The organism is Shimia biformata (assembly GCF_016888515.1).
GTDB lineage: Bacteria > Pseudomonadota > Alphaproteobacteria > Rhodobacterales > Rhodobacteraceae > Shimia_A > Shimia_A biformata.
On record NZ_JAFEJK010000001.1, the window covers coordinates 1151306 to 1168642 of the forward strand.

The 17337-nt window shown below is 60.7% G+C and carries 20 protein-coding genes; 11 read left to right on the forward strand and 9 right to left on the reverse strand.

Annotated elements, in window-relative coordinates:
* Nucleotides 1-50 precede the first annotated feature (50 nt).
* Nucleotides 51-275, reverse strand: coding sequence for a YdcH family protein (locus JQ863_RS05635; RefSeq protein ID WP_204113332.1), 225 nt, complete (start codon nt 273-275; stop codon nt 51-53).
* A gap of 152 nt (nt 276-427) precedes the next feature.
* Here JQ863_RS05635 and JQ863_RS05640 point away from each other — a divergent pair, with 152 nt between their 5' ends.
* Together JQ863_RS05640 and JQ863_RS05645 are read left to right on the forward strand one after the other, a co-directional pair.
* Nucleotides 428-841, forward strand: a complete 414-nt coding sequence (locus JQ863_RS05640; protein WP_204113333.1) for an Hsp20 family protein — start codon at nt 428-430, stop codon at nt 839-841.
* Between the two features lie 3 nt (nt 842-844).
* Nucleotides 845-1072, forward strand: coding sequence for a DUF1150 family protein (locus JQ863_RS05645; RefSeq protein ID WP_204113334.1), 228 nt, complete (start codon nt 845-847; stop codon nt 1070-1072).
* A gap of 46 nt (nt 1073-1118) precedes the next feature.
* Here JQ863_RS05645 and JQ863_RS05650 read toward each other — a convergent pair whose 3' ends face one another.
* From JQ863_RS05650 to trxB, 3 genes are all read right to left on the reverse strand, one after another.
* Nucleotides 1119-1958 (reverse strand): glycosyltransferase family A protein, encoded by an 840-nt coding sequence (locus tag JQ863_RS05650; RefSeq protein WP_204113335.1) that lies wholly within the window; start codon nt 1956-1958, stop codon nt 1119-1121.
* Nucleotides 1959-2086: 128 nt separating this feature from the next.
* On the reverse strand, nt 2087-4162 hold the full coding sequence (locus JQ863_RS05655; protein ID WP_204113336.1) for a bifunctional sulfate adenylyltransferase/adenylylsulfate kinase: 2076 nt from the start codon (nt 4160-4162) through the stop codon (nt 2087-2089).
* A 179-nt stretch (nt 4163-4341) separates the two neighbouring features.
* The gene (trxB, locus tag JQ863_RS05660; RefSeq protein ID WP_204113337.1) at nt 4342-5283 is read right to left on the reverse strand and encodes a thioredoxin-disulfide reductase; all 942 of its coding nucleotides are present in this window, start codon (nt 5281-5283) and stop codon (nt 4342-4344) included.
* A 229-nt stretch (nt 5284-5512) separates the two neighbouring features.
* On the opposite strand from trxB, the gene JQ863_RS05665 reads away from it, so the two are divergent.
* Complete coding sequence (locus tag JQ863_RS05665) at nt 5513-6013, forward strand: Lrp/AsnC family transcriptional regulator (RefSeq protein WP_204113338.1); 501 nt, start codon at nt 5513-5515, stop codon at nt 6011-6013.
* Nucleotides 6014-6096: 83 nt separating this feature from the next.
* On the opposite strand, the gene JQ863_RS05670 is transcribed toward JQ863_RS05665, so the two are convergent.
* The 4 genes from JQ863_RS05670 to lgt form a co-directional block, all read right to left on the reverse strand.
* Entirely contained in the window at nt 6097-6240 is a 144-nt protein-coding gene (locus JQ863_RS05670; protein ID WP_204113339.1) for a hypothetical protein, read from the reverse strand.
* Between the two features lie 165 nt (nt 6241-6405).
* On the reverse strand, nt 6406-7164 hold the full coding sequence (gene pgeF / locus JQ863_RS05675) for a peptidoglycan editing factor PgeF (protein WP_204113340.1): 759 nt from the start codon (nt 7162-7164) through the stop codon (nt 6406-6408).
* Entirely contained in the window at nt 7161-8219 is a 1059-nt protein-coding gene (locus tag JQ863_RS05680) for a class I SAM-dependent methyltransferase (RefSeq protein ID WP_204113341.1), read from the reverse strand. The genes pgeF and JQ863_RS05680 overlap by 4 nt, the downstream gene beginning before the upstream one ends.
* Nucleotides 8216-9097, reverse strand: coding sequence for a prolipoprotein diacylglyceryl transferase (gene lgt, locus JQ863_RS05685; RefSeq protein ID WP_204113342.1), 882 nt, complete (start codon nt 9095-9097; stop codon nt 8216-8218). Before lgt ends, JQ863_RS05680 begins: the two co-directional genes overlap by 4 nt.
* A 96-nt stretch (nt 9098-9193) precedes the next feature.
* Between lgt and JQ863_RS05690 the strand changes: the two genes are divergently transcribed.
* From JQ863_RS05690 to JQ863_RS05725, 8 genes are all read left to right on the forward strand, one after another.
* Entirely contained in the window at nt 9194-9439 is a 246-nt protein-coding gene (locus JQ863_RS05690; RefSeq protein WP_204113343.1) for an accessory factor UbiK family protein, read from the forward strand.
* Between the two features lie 69 nt (nt 9440-9508).
* Complete coding sequence (locus JQ863_RS05695) at nt 9509-10237, forward strand: ABC transporter ATP-binding protein (protein ID WP_204113344.1); 729 nt, start codon at nt 9509-9511, stop codon at nt 10235-10237.
* A gap of 3 nt (nt 10238-10240) precedes the next feature.
* Nucleotides 10241-12607: an ABC transporter permease gene (locus JQ863_RS05700; RefSeq protein WP_204113345.1), complete on the forward strand. Its 2367-nt coding sequence runs from the start codon at nt 10241-10243 to the stop codon at nt 12605-12607.
* Nucleotides 12608-12612: 5 nt separating this feature from the next.
* Complete coding sequence (locus JQ863_RS05705; RefSeq protein ID WP_204113346.1) at nt 12613-13839, forward strand: efflux RND transporter periplasmic adaptor subunit; 1227 nt, start codon at nt 12613-12615, stop codon at nt 13837-13839.
* Between the two features lie 252 nt (nt 13840-14091).
* Nucleotides 14092-14592, forward strand: coding sequence for a type III secretion system chaperone family protein (locus JQ863_RS05710; protein ID WP_204113347.1), 501 nt, complete (start codon nt 14092-14094; stop codon nt 14590-14592).
* 34 nt (nt 14593-14626) lie between these two features.
* The gene (proC, locus tag JQ863_RS05715; RefSeq protein WP_204113348.1) at nt 14627-15442 is read left to right on the forward strand and encodes a pyrroline-5-carboxylate reductase; all 816 of its coding nucleotides are present in this window, start codon (nt 14627-14629) and stop codon (nt 15440-15442) included.
* A complete protein-coding gene (locus JQ863_RS05720; protein WP_204113349.1) occupies nt 15435-15773 on the forward strand; it encodes a tRNA-binding protein in 339 nt (112 codons plus the stop codon). The genes proC and JQ863_RS05720 overlap by 8 nt, the downstream gene beginning before the upstream one ends.
* Nucleotides 15773-16723 carry a 2-hydroxyacid dehydrogenase gene (locus JQ863_RS05725; RefSeq protein WP_204113350.1) on the forward strand — a complete coding sequence of 317 codons (951 nt, stop codon included), beginning with the start codon at nt 15773-15775 and terminating at the stop codon, nt 16721-16723. The genes JQ863_RS05720 and JQ863_RS05725 overlap by 1 nt, the downstream gene beginning before the upstream one ends.
* A gap of 2 nt (nt 16724-16725) precedes the next feature.
* Here JQ863_RS05725 and JQ863_RS05730 read toward each other — a convergent pair whose 3' ends face one another.
* Nucleotides 16726-17316: a thymidine kinase gene (locus JQ863_RS05730; protein WP_204113351.1), complete on the reverse strand. Its 591-nt coding sequence runs from the start codon at nt 17314-17316 to the stop codon at nt 16726-16728.
* Nucleotides 17317-17337 lie beyond the last annotated feature (21 nt).

Here is a 17337-nt window from a genome sequence, read left to right on the forward strand (position 1 = left end):
GCGCGCACTATATCCGTTTCGCGGCTCGACGCAATGCGGCGAAACCCGTTTCAGGCGATGATATCCGGAGTCAGGCGGTCTTCGATCTGGGCGATAATGTCCTTCAGGCGCAGTTTTTGCTTTTTCAGCCGCTGAATCGTCAACTGGTCACCCGTGCCACGTTCAACAAGCGCGGTGATCGCTTCGTCCAGATCACGGTGTTTCTGACGAAAGACCTCTAACTCAACGCGCAGCACATCATCGTTCTTCATCGACAGATCGCTGGGCGCATTCATGGGGAGTCTCCGGGATTCTTCGCGCCCCAAGATAGCGTTATCACCTTGTTCTGCAAAGCCCTTGCACCCCGCGAAAGCTTTACCCATATTCTGAAGTATCAGGCCGCCGGAACGGGGCCGTACTGGACTGTCGCTTTGATAAGGACGTGTCGATGACAAAACTGAACTTGGGGACTCATCCCCACCTTCTTGGGTTCGAACAGCTTGAGCGTCTGCTGGAACGCAGCGCCAAGGCCGGAAACGATGGTTACCCGCCTTACAACATCGAACAGACCTCGGAGTTTTCCTACCGGATCACTCTGGCCGTGGCCGGGTTTTCCGAGAGTGACCTTTCCATCACGATCGAGGACCGCCAGCTGGTGATCCGTGGCCGCAACAGCGATGACGGGCAGGACCGCGTCTATTTGCATCGCGGGATCGCTGCACGTCAGTTTCAACGCAGTTTCGTTCTGGCGGACGGTGTCGAGGTTGGCGAGGCGATCATGGAAAATGGTCTGCTGCATATCGACCTGACGCGCGCCAAGCCGGAAACCGTGGTGCAGACAATCTCGATCAAGAAGGGGTAAACGATGTACAGCAAGTATGATTTCGGCGATCTCGACAATGACCGGATCGTCTATGTGCGGGAAGTGAACGTGGACGAGCTACCCGAAGAACTGCGCGACCAGGCGATGGGCGCGACGAGGCTTTATGCGGTTCACGCGCAGAACGGCGACCGCCTTGCGCTGGTGAAGGATCGGAAACTGGCCTTCGTATTGGCGCGTCAGAACGATTTTGCGCCGGTGACCGTGCATTGAAACGCGGTTTCGCCTGAGCGGTGTCGCGGCAAATGCCGCGCAAGGGCTATTGCCAGATACCGAACCTGTCCCGCATGTAAGCGATGCAGTTTTGGTTGGCTGTTTTTCTGATCTCGCCTGGCGCGCTCAGGTCGGCCAGCGCTTCTATTTCCGTGTTCGCCGAGGATCGGATCAGCCCGTGCCGAGCATCCACCCAAATGCGCACGCCGCGTTTTTCCATAATGCCTGACAGCCACATGTCGTCGACGATGCTGTGGTTTCGTGGAATGTCAAATGCGTCCGGGTCGTCCAGAAATTCGGGCCGGATCATAACACCGCCCGAACCGCCGATCAGATCGACGTAGCCGGACCTGAGATAGGCACGGCGACCGTTGCCGTACATGGGCGTTCCGGTCAGGCTTTTGCGCAGCTTCAATTTTAGTTGCCGCAGGTTGAATGCCGGGTCGGTCTTGCGCCAGAAGCGCAGCGCGCGTGGCAGGGGACGTGGTATCGTCGGCAACGGCACATGTTCCTGCCAAAGATGCGTCCCCCACGAAACAATGCAGTCATCTGGCCGCAGAAGGCGAGTTTGCAAGAAACGATTGGTCCAGTTTTTGGGGTAGATCTGATCGTCGTCGCAAAACAGGATTTCACAGGTCTGATTGCGAAATGCCTGTACCGCCGGCAGGACCTTTGTTGCGGGTCCATAATCAGTGTCCGTGCGCCGGATTTCCACGCCGTCAGGAACCTGTGGCAAATGTCCGTCGTACTCGGGAAAGCGACGATAGACGCGCGGGATCCAAAGGATGATCTGGTCCGGCCTCACGGCTTGATTGAGCAAACTGTTCAGGGTTGGCCCAATGCCCTTGAACCTGGGTGGTATTGTCGAGAGGGAAACGACCAGCAAGACGCGCCTCGTGTCGAAGTTGTTTCTGATTGCCGAAGCTAGTGGATCATCAACTGTCAAGCCAGACGCAAAAAAGGCGCGCGTATTGTTGACGCGCGCCTTCTGCTTTTTCGGGGGAAGATGGCAGATCAGCCTGCGATCAGACCCATGTTTTCCAGCTTCAGCAGGACCTGGTGCGCGCAGTTGTCGACCTCGACATTCTCGGTCTCGACACGCAGTTCCGGGTTCTCGGGGATGTCGTAGGGGTCAGAAATCCCGGTGAATTCCTTGATCTTGCCCTCGCGCGCCAGTTTGTAGAGCCCCTTGCGGTCGCGGCGTTCGCATTCCTCGATCGAGGTGGCGACATGCACTTCGACAAACGCGCCATATTGCTCGATCTCTTCGCGCACAGCGCGGCGGGTGGTGGCATAGGGCGCGATTGGCGCACAGATGGCGATACCACCGTTCTTTGTGATCTCCGATGCGACGTATCCGATCCGGCGGATGTTCAGGTCACGGTGTTCCTTCGAGAAGCCAAGCTCGCTCGACAGGTTTTTCCTCACGATATCACCGTCCAGCAGCGTGACCGGACGCCCGCCCATCTCCATCAGCTTGACCATCAGCGCATTGGCGATGGTGGATTTACCGGAACCTGAATAGCCGGTGAAGAACACGGTGAAGCCCTGTTTCGAGCGCGGCGGCCGGGTGCGGCGCAATTCCTTGACCACTTCAGGGAACGAGAACCACTCGGGGATTTCCAGCCCTTCCTGAAGACGGCGGCGCAACTCGGTGCCCGAGATGTTCAGGATGGTAACGTTGTCCTTGTCCTCAATCTCATCATTGGGTTCGTATTGTGCGCGCTCCTGGACATAGACCATGTGTTTGAAGTCGACCATCTTGAGGCCGATTTCCTCTTCATATTCGCGGAACAGGTCCTGCGCGTCATAGGGGCCATAGAAGTCTTCGCCCGCCGAGTTTTTGCCGGGGCCGGCGTGATCGCGGCCAACGATGAAATGGGTGCAGCCATGGTTGGCGCGGATCAGCCCGTGCCAGACGGCCTCGCGCGGGCCGGCCATGCGCATCGCCAGATTGAGCAAGGACATCGTGGTGGTCGATTGCGGGTACTTGTCCAGAACTGCCTCGTAGCAGCGCACGCGGGTAAAGTGGTCGACGTCGCCCGGTTTGGTCATGCCGACTACCGGATGGATCAACAGGTTGGCCTGCGCTTCCTTGGCGGCGCGGAAGGTCAGTTCCTGGTGCGCGCGGTGCAGCGGGTTGCGGGTCTGGAAAGCGACGACCTTGCGCCAGCCCAGCTTGCGGAAATATGCGCGCAATTCGTTCGGGGTGTCGCGGCGACCGCGGAAATCATAGTGGACAGGCTGTTGGATGCCGGTCACAGGACCGCCGAGATAGATTTTGCCCGCAGTGTTGTGCAGGTAGTTCACGGCAGGGTGCGCATCGTCATTGGCGCCAAAGACCTTTTCGGCTTCTCGGGCCTTGTTCGGCTCCCAGCGGTCCGTGACGGTCATGGTGCCAAGGATCACGCCTTCCTGATCGCGCAGCGCGATGTCCTGACCCAGTTCCAGCGAGGAAGCGAATTCTTCACTGACATCCAGCGTGATCGGCATCGGCCAGAGCGTGCCATCCGCCAGACGCATGTTCTCGACGACGCCGTCGTAATCGGCTTCGCTCAGGAACCCTTTGAGCGGATTGAAGCCGCCGTTCATCAAAAGCTCGAGGTCGCAGATCTGGCGCGGGGTCAGGTCCCAGCTGGTCAGGTCGGCGGCTTCGACTTTCAGCTTTTGCGCGCTGTCATATGACACATACAGCTCGGGGATCGGAGCAAGGTTGTTCTGCATCAGTTTGGTCCTATTTTTTAAGGGGGCGAATCCTGTGGAGGTGCCCGTCAGCTCTGCGTGGAGCGCGTCGTATTCGGCGAATTTCCGGGCAAGGAACTGGTCGGTGAGGCGGTTCTTCTCAGCGGCACCACGAGATGTGATCTGATAGGCGATCCGCTGGCGTCGATCACTGCTGTCGCGGTCGCCGATGCGTACGAGGCCGGCATCGGTGGCAGCGCGGAGCAGTGCATTCAGGCGGCCAAGCGACACATCCAGCGCCGCGGCCATTGATCTTTGAGTGGCGTCAGGCGTCAGGTCGATCTGGCGCAGAAGGCGGAACAGTTGATCCTCTTCTGCAAATTCAGATTTTGTTTTCGACTGCGACATAGGGCCGGACTCAAAGTGTGTTCACGTGTGAACATATGTCACCTTCGCCCTGTGTTTGAAAGAGACAACTTGTCACGAAGGCGAGGTGTTGCCGATCGGCACAGCAAAAGAAAACGGCCACCGCTTGCGGTGGCCGTTCATGGGATGTCGTTCCGCATATGCGCAGGTTTTGGCGGATGTCATTCCTGCTCGGCGATGAACTTTTCGGCGTCCAGTGCTGCCATGCAGCCCATCCCCGCTGACGTGACTGCCTGGCGATAGATATGGTCGGTCAGGTCGCCGGCGGCAAAGACGCCCGGGATCGAGGTGCGCGTGCTGCCCGGCTCGACCTTGACGTAGCCGCCATTGTGCAGCTCAAGCTGGTCTTTCACCAGTTCCGATGCCGGTGCATGGCCGATCGCCACAAAGACTCCGGCACAAGGGACTTCCGAGATCTCGCCGGTCTGAACGTTTTTCACCTTCACGCCGGTTACACCCATCGGGTTATCCGCGCCGATGACCTCTTCCAGTGTGTGGAACCACAGCGGTTCGATCTTTTCATGCTTCAACAGGCGGTCCTGCAGGATCTTTTCGGCGCGCAGCTCATCGCGACGGTGGATCAGAGTCACCTTCGACGCGAAGTTGGTCAGGAACAGCGCTTCTTCGACGGCCGTGTTGCCTCCGCCGATCACCACGATCTCCTGTCCGCGATAGAAGAACCCGTCACACGTGGCGCAGGCAGAAACGCCGAAGCCCTTGAACTTTTCTTCCGACGGGAGCCCCAGCCATTTCGCCCGCGCTCCGGTGGCAAGGATCACGGCGTCGGCGGTATAGATCGTGCCGCTGTCGCCCTTGGCGGTGAAAGGGCGCTTGGACAGGTCGAGGTCAGTGATGATGTCGCCGATGATCTCACAGCCCATCGCCTTTGCATGTGCTTCCATTCGGACCATCAGGTCCGGGCCCTGAACTTCGGTGTCTCCGGGCCAGTTCTCGACCTCGGTGGTGGTGGTCAACTGGCCACCCGGTTCGATGCCCTGGACAAGGATCGGGCTCAGCATGGCGCGGCTGGCATAGACGCCGGCGGTGTAACCTGCCGGACCGGAGCCGATAATCAGAACCTTGGTGTGTCGCGTGTCGGCCATGGGTGGCCCCCTTGTTGTTGGCTTGTTGGCAATTCGAGTCGAGGAACGGATATAGACATCCCCGGCCTGCGATAAAACCCTGCGATTTCGACGCATGCAGAATGCATACCGGGCTTGCATTGGGCACCCGGTTCGCAGTGGATGCAAAAGGATGTTGCGCTAACACGAAATAATATTGCGTCCCTATGGCGCGGTGCTATAACAACCGCAAATCTCAACGGAGAAAACCATGGCCGGAACCCGTCTAGACCCCATCGACCGCAAGATCCTTGCCGAGTTGCAGGCTGACGGGCGTATGACCAATGTTGAACTGGCCAAGCGGGTCGGAATCTCGGCGCCGCCCTGTCTGCGCCGGGTGCGCACGCTGGAAGAGGCCGGGCTGATCCGCGGCTACCACGCTGAAGTAGATGCCCGCGAACTGGGATTCGAGGTTCAGGTTTTTGCCATGGTTGGGCTTCAAAGCCAGGCCGAGGCCGATCTGAACGCGTTTGAAAAACGTTGCCGGGATTGGCCTTTGGTGCGCGAGTGCCACATGCTGAACGGCGAGGTGGATTTTATCCTGAAATGCGTCGCGCCCGACCTGTCAACGTTCCAAAGCTTTCTGACCGAGCAGTTGACGGCGGCGGAAAACGTCGCGTCGGTCAAGACCTCGCTGGTGATCCGTGGCGCCAAGGATGAACCCGGCGTGCCATTCGACGTGCTTGAGGAAAGACTTGCTCGGCAGGCCTGACCTGCGTCGGGCACAAGACACGAAAAAGGCCGCCCCGGTCCCATGGGGCGGCCTTTTTTCGTCCCTTACGCGGCTGCGTCGGATCAGGCGGTTTTCTTCAGGACTTCGGCGCCGCTGCGACGTGCGATGAACGCTTTTCGGTGTGCGCCACGGGCCCACGGCATAGCCGGAACGTCCGATTTTGCCGCGGTCAGAACCGATTTGATGAAACGCGAATTGCTGGTCATGTCCGTTTCTCCTTCTGTGCCCTATTCTTGGGGCCTTCATTGTCCGTTGGGTCAAATCTGGTCCCGGAATCGGGCAGAGTTGGGGCAGGATTGGTCTGATTCCAAGAAAGAAGCGGGTGTTTTGGGGGCATTTGCATCAGGCAAAAGCCATGAACCAAAGCTGTGTTACAGCCGGACGGAAGAGATCAAACGGCCGTAATCGGCTTCTTTCGCATGGGTCGACCGACGGTAGGAATAGAACCTTTCGGGGTCGGAATATGTGCAGTGACGCGTCCATTCCGCGTGGCCGATACCGGCGCTGCGCAGCCGGTGCAAACCATAGGAAGGCAGGTCGAAATGCATTCGGTCGCTTTTGCCATTGGCAAAGAAACGGGTGTTCTCCGCGTCGTCCTGCAAGAAAGCGTCCAGAAATTCGGGGCCCACTTCATAGGCCGACTGGCTGATGGTCGGGCCAATCACGGCGGTGATGTTGGCGCGGCTGGCGCCCAGTTTCTCCATCGCTTCGATGGTGGCCTCAAGCACGCCTTCCAGCGCCCCGCGCCACCCGGCGTGCGCCGCGCCGATCACGCCAGCCTCGCGGTCTGCAAAGATGACTGGCTGGCAATCGGCAGTCAGGATCGACAGCGCCAGTCCCGGCTTGTCAGTGACGACGGCATCGGCCCTGGGGCGTTCGCCCACGATCGGTTCTTCGATTGTGACCACATCGGCCGAATGCACCTGATGAATGGTAACGAGGTTCTCGGGCAGGACTTCCATGGCGTCGGCAACCCGGCGCTTGTTGATCGCCACGATGTCGGATTGGTCGCTGCTTCCCGCGCCGCAGTTCAGCCCGTGAAAGACGCCAGACGATGCGCCGCCCTTGCGGGTAAAGAACCCGTGGCGCAGCGGTTTCAGCGTGTCGGACATCAGGATTTCTAGCGTCATGGCAGGCATCCCGGCGGGGGTGAGGCGCCCTCGGGGAAGAGGGCAAGAACTTTGAACAGGTTTCCCATTTCATGCGGGTGGGTCAAGCGTCTGTGCGCGGCAACGTGTTGTTCCAGTCTAGCGCCTGACATGTGTTTGGCCAGAGCCTGCGCGCGCTGGGTGATGCCCAGCCGTTCCAGGTAAATACCCTGCGGGGTCAGACGAGAGTACTTGCAAGGAACCGCAAGCGCGATCGCCTCGAAATCGACATGCGCGGTCAGGTCCGTCGCGCCAGGATTTGCCAGCGGATCGACCTGCTCATGCGCCTCCAGCGCCTGCAAGGTGTCACCAAGGCTGCGCCAGTCGCCATAGTCGATGATCAGTGCCGCGCCACCATGGTCGCGGATATGCGCGCCGATCTGGGCGGCGATAGCCTGGGCCGGAGCGCAGATCTCCACCAACTGGCCGTCTTCCGTGTCAACCAGCCGATGCGACAGGCCGGGCTGATCGCCTGCCGGCCCAAGGCCAAAACCCAGAGCGCCACCCTCGTCATGAACCAGCCGTTCGCGCCAAGCCGTTCCGTCGCGCAGAAACTGGCGGATGGGCAGGGCGTCAAAGAACTCGTTGGCGACAAGGAACAGGGGCAGGTCCGGCAGGTCAGCGACATCGTCGATCCATGTGGGGCGATCCCCCAGTAAAGCGGCCTGTTTGAGCCTCAGCGCCGGCGACGCCTCGACCAGGATCACCTGAGCGGCGTCATGAAACCCTGGCACGCGGGCGGTGGCACGCAGGGCGTCTGCCATGAGTGTGCCGCGTCCCGGACCAAGCTCGGCCAGGACAAATGGTGACGGCGAACCCTGGTCCAGCCACGCCTGCGCAAGCGAAAGACCCACCAGTTCTCCGAACATCTGGCTGATCTCGGGGGCAGTGGTGAAATCGCCCGCCGCGCCAAGAGGGTCGCGGGTGGTATAATAGCCATGTTCAGGGTGCAGCAGACATTCGGCCATGTAATCCGAGACCCGCAGCGGTCCGCCCGAAGCGATCCGCGCCTTGAGATGCTCCAGCATGGCACTCATTGCTTCTGCGCCCGGATTGCCAGCCAAAGGCCAGCCGCGATCATCGGCAGGGACAGAAGCTGTCCCATCGTCAGGCCGATTCCACCGACGTGAACAGCCAGTCCCAGCGGATTGCCTTCGGAAACGAACTGGGCATCCGGCTGCCGCACGAATTCGACAAGGAACCGCGCCACGCCGTAACCGGCAAAGAACAGCCCCGCAATCAGGCCGGGCTTCTTGAGCGCCCCGCGCCGCCACGCCATCCACAACAGCAATCCGCCCAGAAGAAGCCCCTCAAGCAGCGCTTCGTATAGCTGTGAAGGGTGGCGGGCGCATAGTGCGGTCAGCTGGCCACAATCCTGCGCCGCTTCGCCAGGAAACACCACGCCCCAGGGCATGTCGGTCTGGCGACCCCACAATTCGGCATTGATGAAATTCGCAATCCGGCCAAGGAACAATCCAGGCGCCACCGACAAGGCCAGCGCATCCGAGATCGCCAATTTCGGGATATTGTTCCGCCCGGCAAAGATCCAGGCCGCGATGACTACGCCAAGGAACCCTCCGTGAAAGGACATGCCGCCTTTCCAGACCTGCAGGATTTCGCCGGGATGGGCCAAGTAGTAACCGGGGTTGTAAAACAGGACCGACCCAAGCCGCCCGCCCAGAATCACCCCGATGATGGCCCAGGTCAGGAAATCTTCGACCTGAGGGGCACTCATCGGGCTCCTGTCGCCCGGCCAAAGCGCATCGCGCTTTACCGTCCGCGCCATGATCCACCACGCAACAAGGATGCCGACAATATAGGCCAGCGCATACCAGCGCAGGGCAAATTCGAAGCCGCCGACGGTGAAGGAAAACAGCTCGGGCGAGATATCGGGAAAGGGGATCATGGCCAACATATGCGACTCTGTGCCTTTGGCGGCTGGGGAAAGTCAACCTTGTGAATATCGGATGCGAAGCCCATATAAGGACAGACGCAAAAAGCGGAGAGAGCGATGCAGACCCGTAACAAGATCATGGACGACATTTCGCAATTGATGACCAACGCCATGGGCGTGGCTCAGGGCGCCAAGGAAGAGGCGGAAACGGCGATGAAGTCGATGATGGATCGCTGGCTTGCCGACCGCGACTTTGTCACGCGCGAGGAATTCGACGCGGTGCGCGCGATGGCGCAGAAAGCCCGCGAAGAAAACGAGGCGCTGAAAGCGCGGATCGAGGCGCTAGAAGGCGCCAAGAAGTAACGACAGGGGTTCAGATTCCCGGGAAATCGTGGGGACGGTGATCTGATCCGCGGCTGATTGGAGTGTTCCATGGCCAAGGACGGAAATGGGGCGGCGGAATTCACATTCCGAACCAAAGGGCTGACAAAGGTCTATGGCAGTGGCCCGGCTGCCGTTCATGCCCTGCGCGGTGTCGATCTGGATATTCCCAAGGGGGACATGGTTGTCCTTCTGGGGCCGTCCGGGTCGGGCAAATCCACACTTCTCAACATTGTTGGCGGGCTGGACCGGGCGACCGAGGGCGAGGCGTGGTTTCAAGATCAGAACCTGACGGAAATGTCCGACCGCGAACTGACGCTCTATCGGCGCGACCACGTCGGGTTCGTCTTTCAGTTCTATAACCTGATGCCCTCTCTCACCGCGCGCGAGAATGTCGAACTGGTCACCGAGATCGCCGATGACCCGATGGACCCGGACGAGGCGCTGCGCCTTGTCGGACTGGGCGAGAGGATGGACCATTTTCCGGCGCAGATGTCCGGCGGCGAACAACAGCGTGTCGCCATTGCGCGCGCCATCGCCAAGAATCCGACGGTCCTGTTCTGCGACGAACCGACCGGTGCGCTGGATTCGACGACGGGGCGTGCGGTGCTGCGCGTGTTGCGCGACGTGAACGACAAGCTGGGTGCAACCGTGATGATCGTCACCCACGCCGCCGCTACGGCCGGTATGGCGCACCGGGTAATCAACTTTGCCGATGGTGCGATCCGAAGTGTGACCACCAACGACACGCGGCTCGATCCTGACGAGATCAAGTGGTGACGGATGATGCGGGCGCTTGACCGGAAACTGTTGCGCGATCTGTGGCGCATCAAGGGGCAGGCTGGGGCCATTGCCGCCGTTGTCGCGGTGGGTGTGCTGTTGCAGGTGATGATGTCGGGCATGGTCGCCTCGCTCGACGAGACCCGCCAGACCTATTACGACCGCTCACGTCTGGCGCAGATTTTCGCACCCGTGACCCGTGCGCCCGAACACGTGCTGCACCGATTGTCGGCCATCGAAGGGGTCGGAGCGGTCGAGGGTCGGATCACCGGCGGCGCGCTTCTTGACATGGAAGGTCAGGATCTGCCGGTCCGCGCCCAGGCCGTGTCCCTGCCGCAGATCGGCGCACCGAAGCTGAACGATGTTCACCTGTCGGCGGGCCGTTTGCTGGCGCCGGGGCGCACTGACGAGGTGTTGCTGCTGAAAAGCTTCGCGGATGCCCATGAGATTCCTCTTGGCGCGCAGCTTTCGGCCACGATGAACGGTGCCCGCAGGACGTTCACGGTGGTCGGGATTGCCCAATCTCCCGAGTTTCTTGTTGCCGTCGCGCCCGGTGAACTGGTGCCGGATGTGACCCGCTTTGCCGTTCTTTGGATGAACGAGGACGCCATGGCCGCCGCCTTCGACATGAAAGGCGCGTTCAACGAGGCGCTGCTGTCGCTTGAGCGTGGGGCGGAACTTGAACCGGTCCTTGCCGCGGCCGACCGGGAGTTGGCGCAGTTCGGCGGGCTAGGGGCCTATGGGCTGAAGGACCACATGTCGAACCGCTTCATTTCGGATGAGATCGACGGACTGCGCTCGACCAGCGCCGCGGTGCCGCCGATTTTCATGGGCGTTGCGGCCTTTCTGCTCTACATCGTCGTCACCCGGCTTGTTCAGGCTGAACGAGAGCAGATCGGGCTGATCAAGGCGTTTGGCTATACTGACCTTGAGGTGTCAGTTCACTATTTCAAATTGGTTGTGCTGATAGCGCTTCTGGGGGCGCTAATGGGCTGCGTGCTGGGGATCTGGGCCGGGCGGTCGATGGTGGGAGTCTATCAGGCGAATTTCCATTTCCCATTCCTCGTCTTCCGCGTCGACCCGGCGGCGTTCGTGTCGGGTGTCACCGTTTCGGTCTTGTCGGCCTCGGCCGGCGGCATCTTCGTGCTGCGGCGGGTCTTCACCCTGACCCCGGCAGTGGCGATGCGGCCGCCTGCGCCAGCGGATTTTTCGCGCAGCGGCGCGTTGAACGTCCGTCTGAAACGCTGGCTTGACCAACCCAGCCGCATGGTGTTGCGCCGGGTGATCCGCAGCCCGGGCCGGATCGCGGGCTCGGTCATCGGGATTTCGGTTGGCATGGCGTTGTCGGCGGCGATGATCACGCTGTTGTCCGGTTTCGACGAATCCCTCGACCTGACGTTTGGCGTGATTGACCGCAGCGACATGCAGGTCAGTTTCTATCAGCCGATGTCGGGCAAGACCGTGTTCGAGTTGCAGCAATTGCCCGGCGTGATCGAGGTCGAACCGACCCGCGCGGTGTCGGCTGTGTTGCGCAACGGGCTGTATACCTATCGCGGAGGTATCACCGGATTGGCGGAAGGGGCGCGGCTGAACCGGGCCGTCGACAAGGACGTTCAGGCCATCGACCTGCCGGAACAAGGCGTGGTGCTGGCGAAATCGCTTGCGGACCTGTTGCAGATCAAGTCGGGCGAGATGCTGACAGTTGAGGTGTTGGAAGGGCGCAGGCCGGTCCTGACACTGCCCGTTGCGTCCATCGCCGAAACCCTGATGGGCGCGCCCGCCTTCATGCGAATCGAAACATTGAACCGCGCCCTGCGGGAACCTGACCGCGTGTCGGGCGCCTATCTCAGGGTGGATGCCAATGCACTGCCGCAGATTTTCGACAAGGTGAAGGGCATGCCCATGGTCGCGGGCGTGTCACGCCAGACCGATGCGCGGGAAGCGATGCAGAAGATGATGGACGAGGGTGCGGGCGCGATGCGCTTTGTCATGGTCGGTATTGCCGCGATCATTACCTTTGGCATCGTCTATAACGCCGCCCGCATTTCCTATGGCGAGCAGTCTCGTGACTTGGCCTCGCTGCGAGTGATCGGATTTTCCAACAGCGAAACCGCTTTTGTCCTGCTGGGCGAACTTGCGCTGGTTGTGCTGATGGCCATCCCGCTTGGCATCGGGTTGGGGTACGCGCTGGGGTTTCTCGTTGCCGCCGGGTTCAGCACCGAGCTTTACCAGATCCCCGCCGGGTTCAGGCCGGTCGCGCATGGGCAGGCGGCGGCAGCTGTCGTCGTTGCGTCATTGGTGTCGGGATGGCTGGTGAAACGTGATATTCAGAAAGTCGATCTCGTCGAGACACTTAAGACCAGAGAGTAGATGACATGGCCAAACGACAGTCCAGACGAATCCTGACCCTTGCCGCAGCCCTGATTGTCGGGGCCGGTATGGTCGCCGCGTTCTGGCCGCAGCCGATGATGGTGGATGTTGGCACGGTCCGGCAGGGCGACATGATCGTGACGGTCGACGAAGAAGCGCGGACCAGGGTGCGCGATGCCTATGTCGTGTCTGCCCCGGTCACCGGACGGCTTTTGCGGGTCAACCTGGAACCCGGCGATATGGTCGAACGCGGCAAGACAACTGTGGCGCGGATGCTGCCGACGAACCCGGATGCGCTTGACGCCCGTTCGCGAGAGCAGGTGCGCGCGACGATTGCCGCTGCCGATGCCGCGCTGCGGGCGGCGCAGGCCGAGCTGAATCGTGCCATTGCCGACCGCGATCTTGCGGATTCGGAAGTCGAGCGTACACGGCGGCTGTTCGAGCACGACAACATATCCCAGGCCGCATTGGACAAGGCAGAAGGTCAGTTTCGCATGGCAGAGGCCGCCGTGGACACCGCGCGTGCCGCGATCTCGATGCGGATCGCTGACCTTGACGCCGCCCGCGCCCGACTGATCAGCTTTGACACCGAAGGCACCTATGCCAGCGATGTTGAAAACGGCAACGCTGTGAACATTCGAGCACCGATCTCTGGGCGGGTGCTGAGGGTGATCCAGCAATCCGAAACGACACTGTCTGCCGGAGCGCCCATCCTTGAGATCGGTGACACCGAGGGCGATCTTGAGATCGTGGTCGAGCTTTTGTCGACGGATGCGGTTCAAGTGACGCCCGGCGATCGGGTGATGATTACGAATTGGGGGCAGGACGCGCCGCTGAGCGGAGAAGTTGAACGCATCGACCCGTGGGGCTTCACCAAATACTCGGCGCTGGGCGTCGAGGAACAGCGGGTGAACGCGGTGGTCGCCTTCACCGGGCCGCCCGAAACACGCAGCAGTTTGGGTCATGGCTTCCGTGTCGAAACCCGCATCATCGTTTGGGAGGCGAAGGACAGCCTGATTGTTCCCTCCAGTGCGTTGTTCCGGGATAACGGCGGCTGGGCCGTGTTTGTCGCAAAGGGGGGCAAGGCACTTAGAACCGAGGTTGAGATCGGACGCAACAATGGCATCGACGCCCAGGTTCTGGGCGGATTGCAGGCCGGAGACAAGGTCGTCCTGTTCCCCACTGCCGGGCTTGTGGACGGGGCCGGAATTGCCATCAGATCGGCAGGTTGACCCTCTTCGAACAAGGGAAACACAAGGGAAACGCAAGGATTAGGGCAGGTGATTTACCTGCCCATTTTTTGTGTCTCTTGGTAATCAATCCACAACTTATTGCGTTATCCACAGAAATATAGCTTTACAGATGACGGCTGACGGACCACCATATCTAGTAAGAGAGGTGGCAATTGCCGCTTTTCCTAGAGCAGGCACCAAGCGCTAGGGGCGCTGCCATTCCCCGGCGCAACAGCAAAAAGAGGTGGCGCCATGGCACTGTCAGAATCCTATCTTGAAGAGGAAATGCACCCGATTGATATCGTGGAGCATATCGCCGAACACCACGACTGGACCTTCGATCGCATCGCCGACGACCAGATCGCCATGGCTGTCGAGGGACAGTGGAAAACCTATTCGATCACACTGGCCTGGTCTGGGTTCGATGAAACGCTACGCCTGGTCTGTTCCTTCGAAATGGAGCCCCCAGAAGGCCGGATGAACGCGCTTTTCGAGGTGCTGAACGCAGTCAATGACCAGTGTTGGGCCGGTGCTTTCACCTACTGGGACGGTCAGAAGCTGATGATTTACCGCTACGGGCTGGTGCTGGCTGGCGGGCAGGTTGCCAGCGCCGAACAGATCGACACGATGATCAATGCCGCCGTCCTCAGCGCGGAACGCTACTACCCGGCCTTCCAGTTGGCCACATGGGGCGAGCGCAGCGCCGAAGACGCGATACAGGTTGCGATTGCGGAAGCCTACGGGCGCGCATAAGAAAGTCCCCGGTATTCGATAGACGGGGGCATTCATGAACATGGATATTGTGGCGCGGCGCGGGTTGGTGCTGTTGGGTTGCGGCAAGATGGGGTCGGCCATGTTGCAGGGCTGGCTTGACGGCGGGCTGCCTGCCGCATCGGTGTGGGTCATGGACCCACGTCCATCAGACTGGCTGAAAGCCACCGGAGTCCACATAAACGAAAACTTGCCCGCAGCACCCGCGATCGTGCTGATCGCCGTGAAGCCGCAGATGATGGCGGACGCGCTGCCGGTCCTGAAGCCTATGGGCAATGGCGACACGCTGTTCCTGTCTGTTGCAGCGGGAATAGGCATCGACACTTACGAAGACATGCTGGGGGACAAGACCCCGATCATCCGCGCCATGCCGAACACACCCGCCGCTGTGGGGCGCGGCATCAGCGCCATCATTGGCAACACGCAATCCAGCGCCGCGCAGCTTGATCTGGCAGAGGCGCTTCTGTCGGCTGTTGGGCAGGTCGTGCGGTTGGACAGCGAAAGCCAGATGGACGCGGTCACCGGGGTCAGCGGCTCGGGCCCGGCTTATGTCTTTCACATGATTGAAACGCTGGCCGCGGCGGGCGAAGCCCAGGGCCTTCCAGCCGAGCTTGCCATGGCGCTGGCAAAGGCGACGGTGGCCGGGGCAGGGGCGCTGGCTGAGGCCGCCGACGAAACTCCAGCGCAACTGCGCGTCAATGTCACCAGCCCGAATGGAACCACGCAGGCGGGGCTAGAGGTGCTTATGGACCCTGAAACCGGGCTTCCGGCGCTAATCGGAAAAACCGTTGCGGCGGCAACAAACCGGTCGAAGGAGCTGGCTGGTGGGTGATATCAGTTTCGACGACTTCCTCAAGGTCGACATTCGTGTGGGCACGGTTGTCGATGCCGAACCCTATCCTGAGGCGCGCAAACCGGCGATCAAGCTTTGGGTCGACTTCGGCGGAGAACTGGGGATACGCAAAAGCTCGGCCCAGATTACCGCGCATTACGATCCCTTGACGTTGATCGGCAAGCAGGTGATGGCGGTGGTGAATTTCCCGCCCCGTCAGATCGGCAAGTTCATGTCCGAGATCCTGGTTCTCGGCCTGCCAGATGAAAACGGAGAGATTGTTCTGATCGGACCGGACAGCCCGGTGCCGAGCGGCGGAAGGATGCATTGATGAAGCTGCTGATCACGCGACCGCTGCCTGCCGCAGTGATCGACGCCGCCCGAACCGAGTTCGATGTCACGGTACGCAACAACGATTTACCGCTGAGCAACGATGAGTTGCGGTCAGCGCTACGTGACTTCGATGCGGTTTTGCCAACACTCGGCGACGCGTTCTCCGCCGATGTCTTTGCCGATGTGCCGACCGCGCGGTGCCGGATACTGGCGAATTTCGGCGTCGGGTATAACCATATTGATACTGTCGCGGCCGCAAAGGCTGGCGTGGTTGTGACCAACACCCCCGGTGCGGTGACAGACGCAACTGCCGACATTGCCCTGACGCTTTTGTTGATGAGTGCGCGCCGCGCCGCCGAGGGCGATCGGTTGGTCCGTTCCGGCCAATGGACGGGCTGGACCCCGACGCAGATGCTTGGCCTTCATGCGACGGGGAAATCGGTTGGAATCGTCGGCATGGGCCGGATCGGTCAGGCCATCGCCAAGCGCTGCCACTTCGGGTTCGACATGGCTGTGCATTACTTCAACCGCTCAGAAAAAGACCTGCCGTTTCCCGCCACCCGGCACTGGGAACTGCGTGATCTTGCGGCGCGGGTCGACATTCTGGTCGTGGCCTTGCCCGGTGGCGGCAACACCCGACACCTGATTGGTGCTGAGGTTTTCGGCGCGATGCCGCCTCATGCCCATTTCATCAACATCGCGCGAGGCGAAATCGTCGATGAGGGCGCGCTTGTGCAGGCGCTGAAATCGGGTGAAATCGCCGGAGCCGGGTTGGATGTCTATGAACACGAACCGGATGTGCCCGACGCTTTGCGGGCATTGGACAACGTCACGCTTCTGCCGCATCTGGGCACCGCCGCCCTTGAAGTGCGGACAGGTATGGGGTTGATGTCGGTGGCCAATCTTGTCGCCTTCAAGCGAAAAGAACCGCTCCCGAACGCGGTCTGATTTCAGGCCGGGGCCGCGTCCCCGACAGCTTCGCGCCAATGACGGCGGCAGAGCGAGACATAGGTCTCATTGCCGCCGATCTGTACCTGCGCGCCTTCCTTCAGTGCCTTGCCGTCGGGACCCATGCGCACCACCATCGTCGCCTTCTTTCCACAATGACAGATCGTGCGCACCTCGCGCATTTCATCTGCCAGCGCCAGAAGTGCGGCCGAGCCCGGGAACAGCTTGCCCTGGAAATCGACGCGCAGACCATAGCACATGACCGGCACCCTCAGATCATCCACCGCGCGAGCAAGCTGCCAGACCTGATCTTCGGTCAGGAATTGTGCTTCGTCTATGAAGACGCAAGCGATCGGGCCAGCGTCCAGCCGGGCCTCGATCCGGGCAAACAGGTCGTCGGCAGGCGTGAACGTATCCGCCTCTGCCCCGATTCCGATCCGTGACGCGATCCGCCCGGTACCTGCCCTGTTATCCAGTTTGGCAGTCAGCAGATAGGTGTCCATGCCGCGTTCGCGGTAGTTGTGAGAGGCTTGCAGAAGCACCGTCGATTTGCCGGCGTTCATGGTCGAATATTGGAAATACAGCTTGGCCATGGCGCGAGTTATCCCGCCCAG

What these genes read in the sequence shown, in the direction of transcription:
- JQ863_RS05680 (WP_204113341.1), bottom strand. Translation starts at nt 8,219, where the DNA reads ATGAGTGCCATGCTGGAGCATCTCAAGGCGCGGATCGCTTCGGGCGGA.
- JQ863_RS05700 (WP_204113345.1), top strand. Translation starts at nt 10,241, where the DNA reads ATGATGCGGGCGCTTGACCGGAAACTGTTGCGCGATCTGTGGCGCATC.
- JQ863_RS05710 (WP_204113347.1), top strand. Translation starts at nt 14,092, where the DNA reads ATGGCACTGTCAGAATCCTATCTTGAAGAGGAAATGCACCCGATTGAT.
- JQ863_RS05695 (WP_204113344.1), top strand. Translation starts at nt 9,509, where the DNA reads ATGGCCAAGGACGGAAATGGGGCGGCGGAATTCACATTCCGAACCAAA.
- proC (WP_204113348.1), top strand. Translation starts at nt 14,627, where the DNA reads ATGAACATGGATATTGTGGCGCGGCGCGGGTTGGTGCTGTTGGGTTGC.
- lgt (WP_204113342.1), bottom strand. Translation starts at nt 9,097, where the DNA reads ATGTTGGCCATGATCCCCTTTCCCGATATCTCGCCCGAGCTGTTTTCC.
- JQ863_RS05665 (WP_204113338.1), top strand. Translation starts at nt 5,513, where the DNA reads ATGGCCGGAACCCGTCTAGACCCCATCGACCGCAAGATCCTTGCCGAG.
- JQ863_RS05670 (WP_204113339.1), bottom strand. Translation starts at nt 6,240, where the DNA reads ATGACCAGCAATTCGCGTTTCATCAAATCGGTTCTGACCGCGGCAAAA.
- JQ863_RS05635 (WP_204113332.1), bottom strand. Translation starts at nt 275, where the DNA reads ATGAATGCGCCCAGCGATCTGTCGATGAAGAACGATGATGTGCTGCGC.
- JQ863_RS05645 (WP_204113334.1), top strand. Translation starts at nt 845, where the DNA reads ATGTACAGCAAGTATGATTTCGGCGATCTCGACAATGACCGGATCGTC.
- JQ863_RS05690 (WP_204113343.1), top strand. Translation starts at nt 9,194, where the DNA reads ATGCAGACCCGTAACAAGATCATGGACGACATTTCGCAATTGATGACC.
- JQ863_RS05730 (WP_204113351.1), bottom strand. Translation starts at nt 17,316, where the DNA reads ATGGCCAAGCTGTATTTCCAATATTCGACCATGAACGCCGGCAAATCG.
- pgeF (WP_204113340.1), bottom strand. Translation starts at nt 7,164, where the DNA reads ATGACGCTAGAAATCCTGATGTCCGACACGCTGAAACCGCTGCGCCAC.
- JQ863_RS05655 (WP_204113336.1), bottom strand. Translation starts at nt 4,162, where the DNA reads ATGTCGCAGTCGAAAACAAAATCTGAATTTGCAGAAGAGGATCAACTG.
- JQ863_RS05705 (WP_204113346.1), top strand. Translation starts at nt 12,613, where the DNA reads ATGGCCAAACGACAGTCCAGACGAATCCTGACCCTTGCCGCAGCCCTG.
- JQ863_RS05725 (WP_204113350.1), top strand. Translation starts at nt 15,773, where the DNA reads ATGAAGCTGCTGATCACGCGACCGCTGCCTGCCGCAGTGATCGACGCC.
- trxB (WP_204113337.1), bottom strand. Translation starts at nt 5,283, where the DNA reads ATGGCCGACACGCGACACACCAAGGTTCTGATTATCGGCTCCGGTCCG.
- JQ863_RS05640 (WP_204113333.1), top strand. Translation starts at nt 428, where the DNA reads ATGACAAAACTGAACTTGGGGACTCATCCCCACCTTCTTGGGTTCGAA.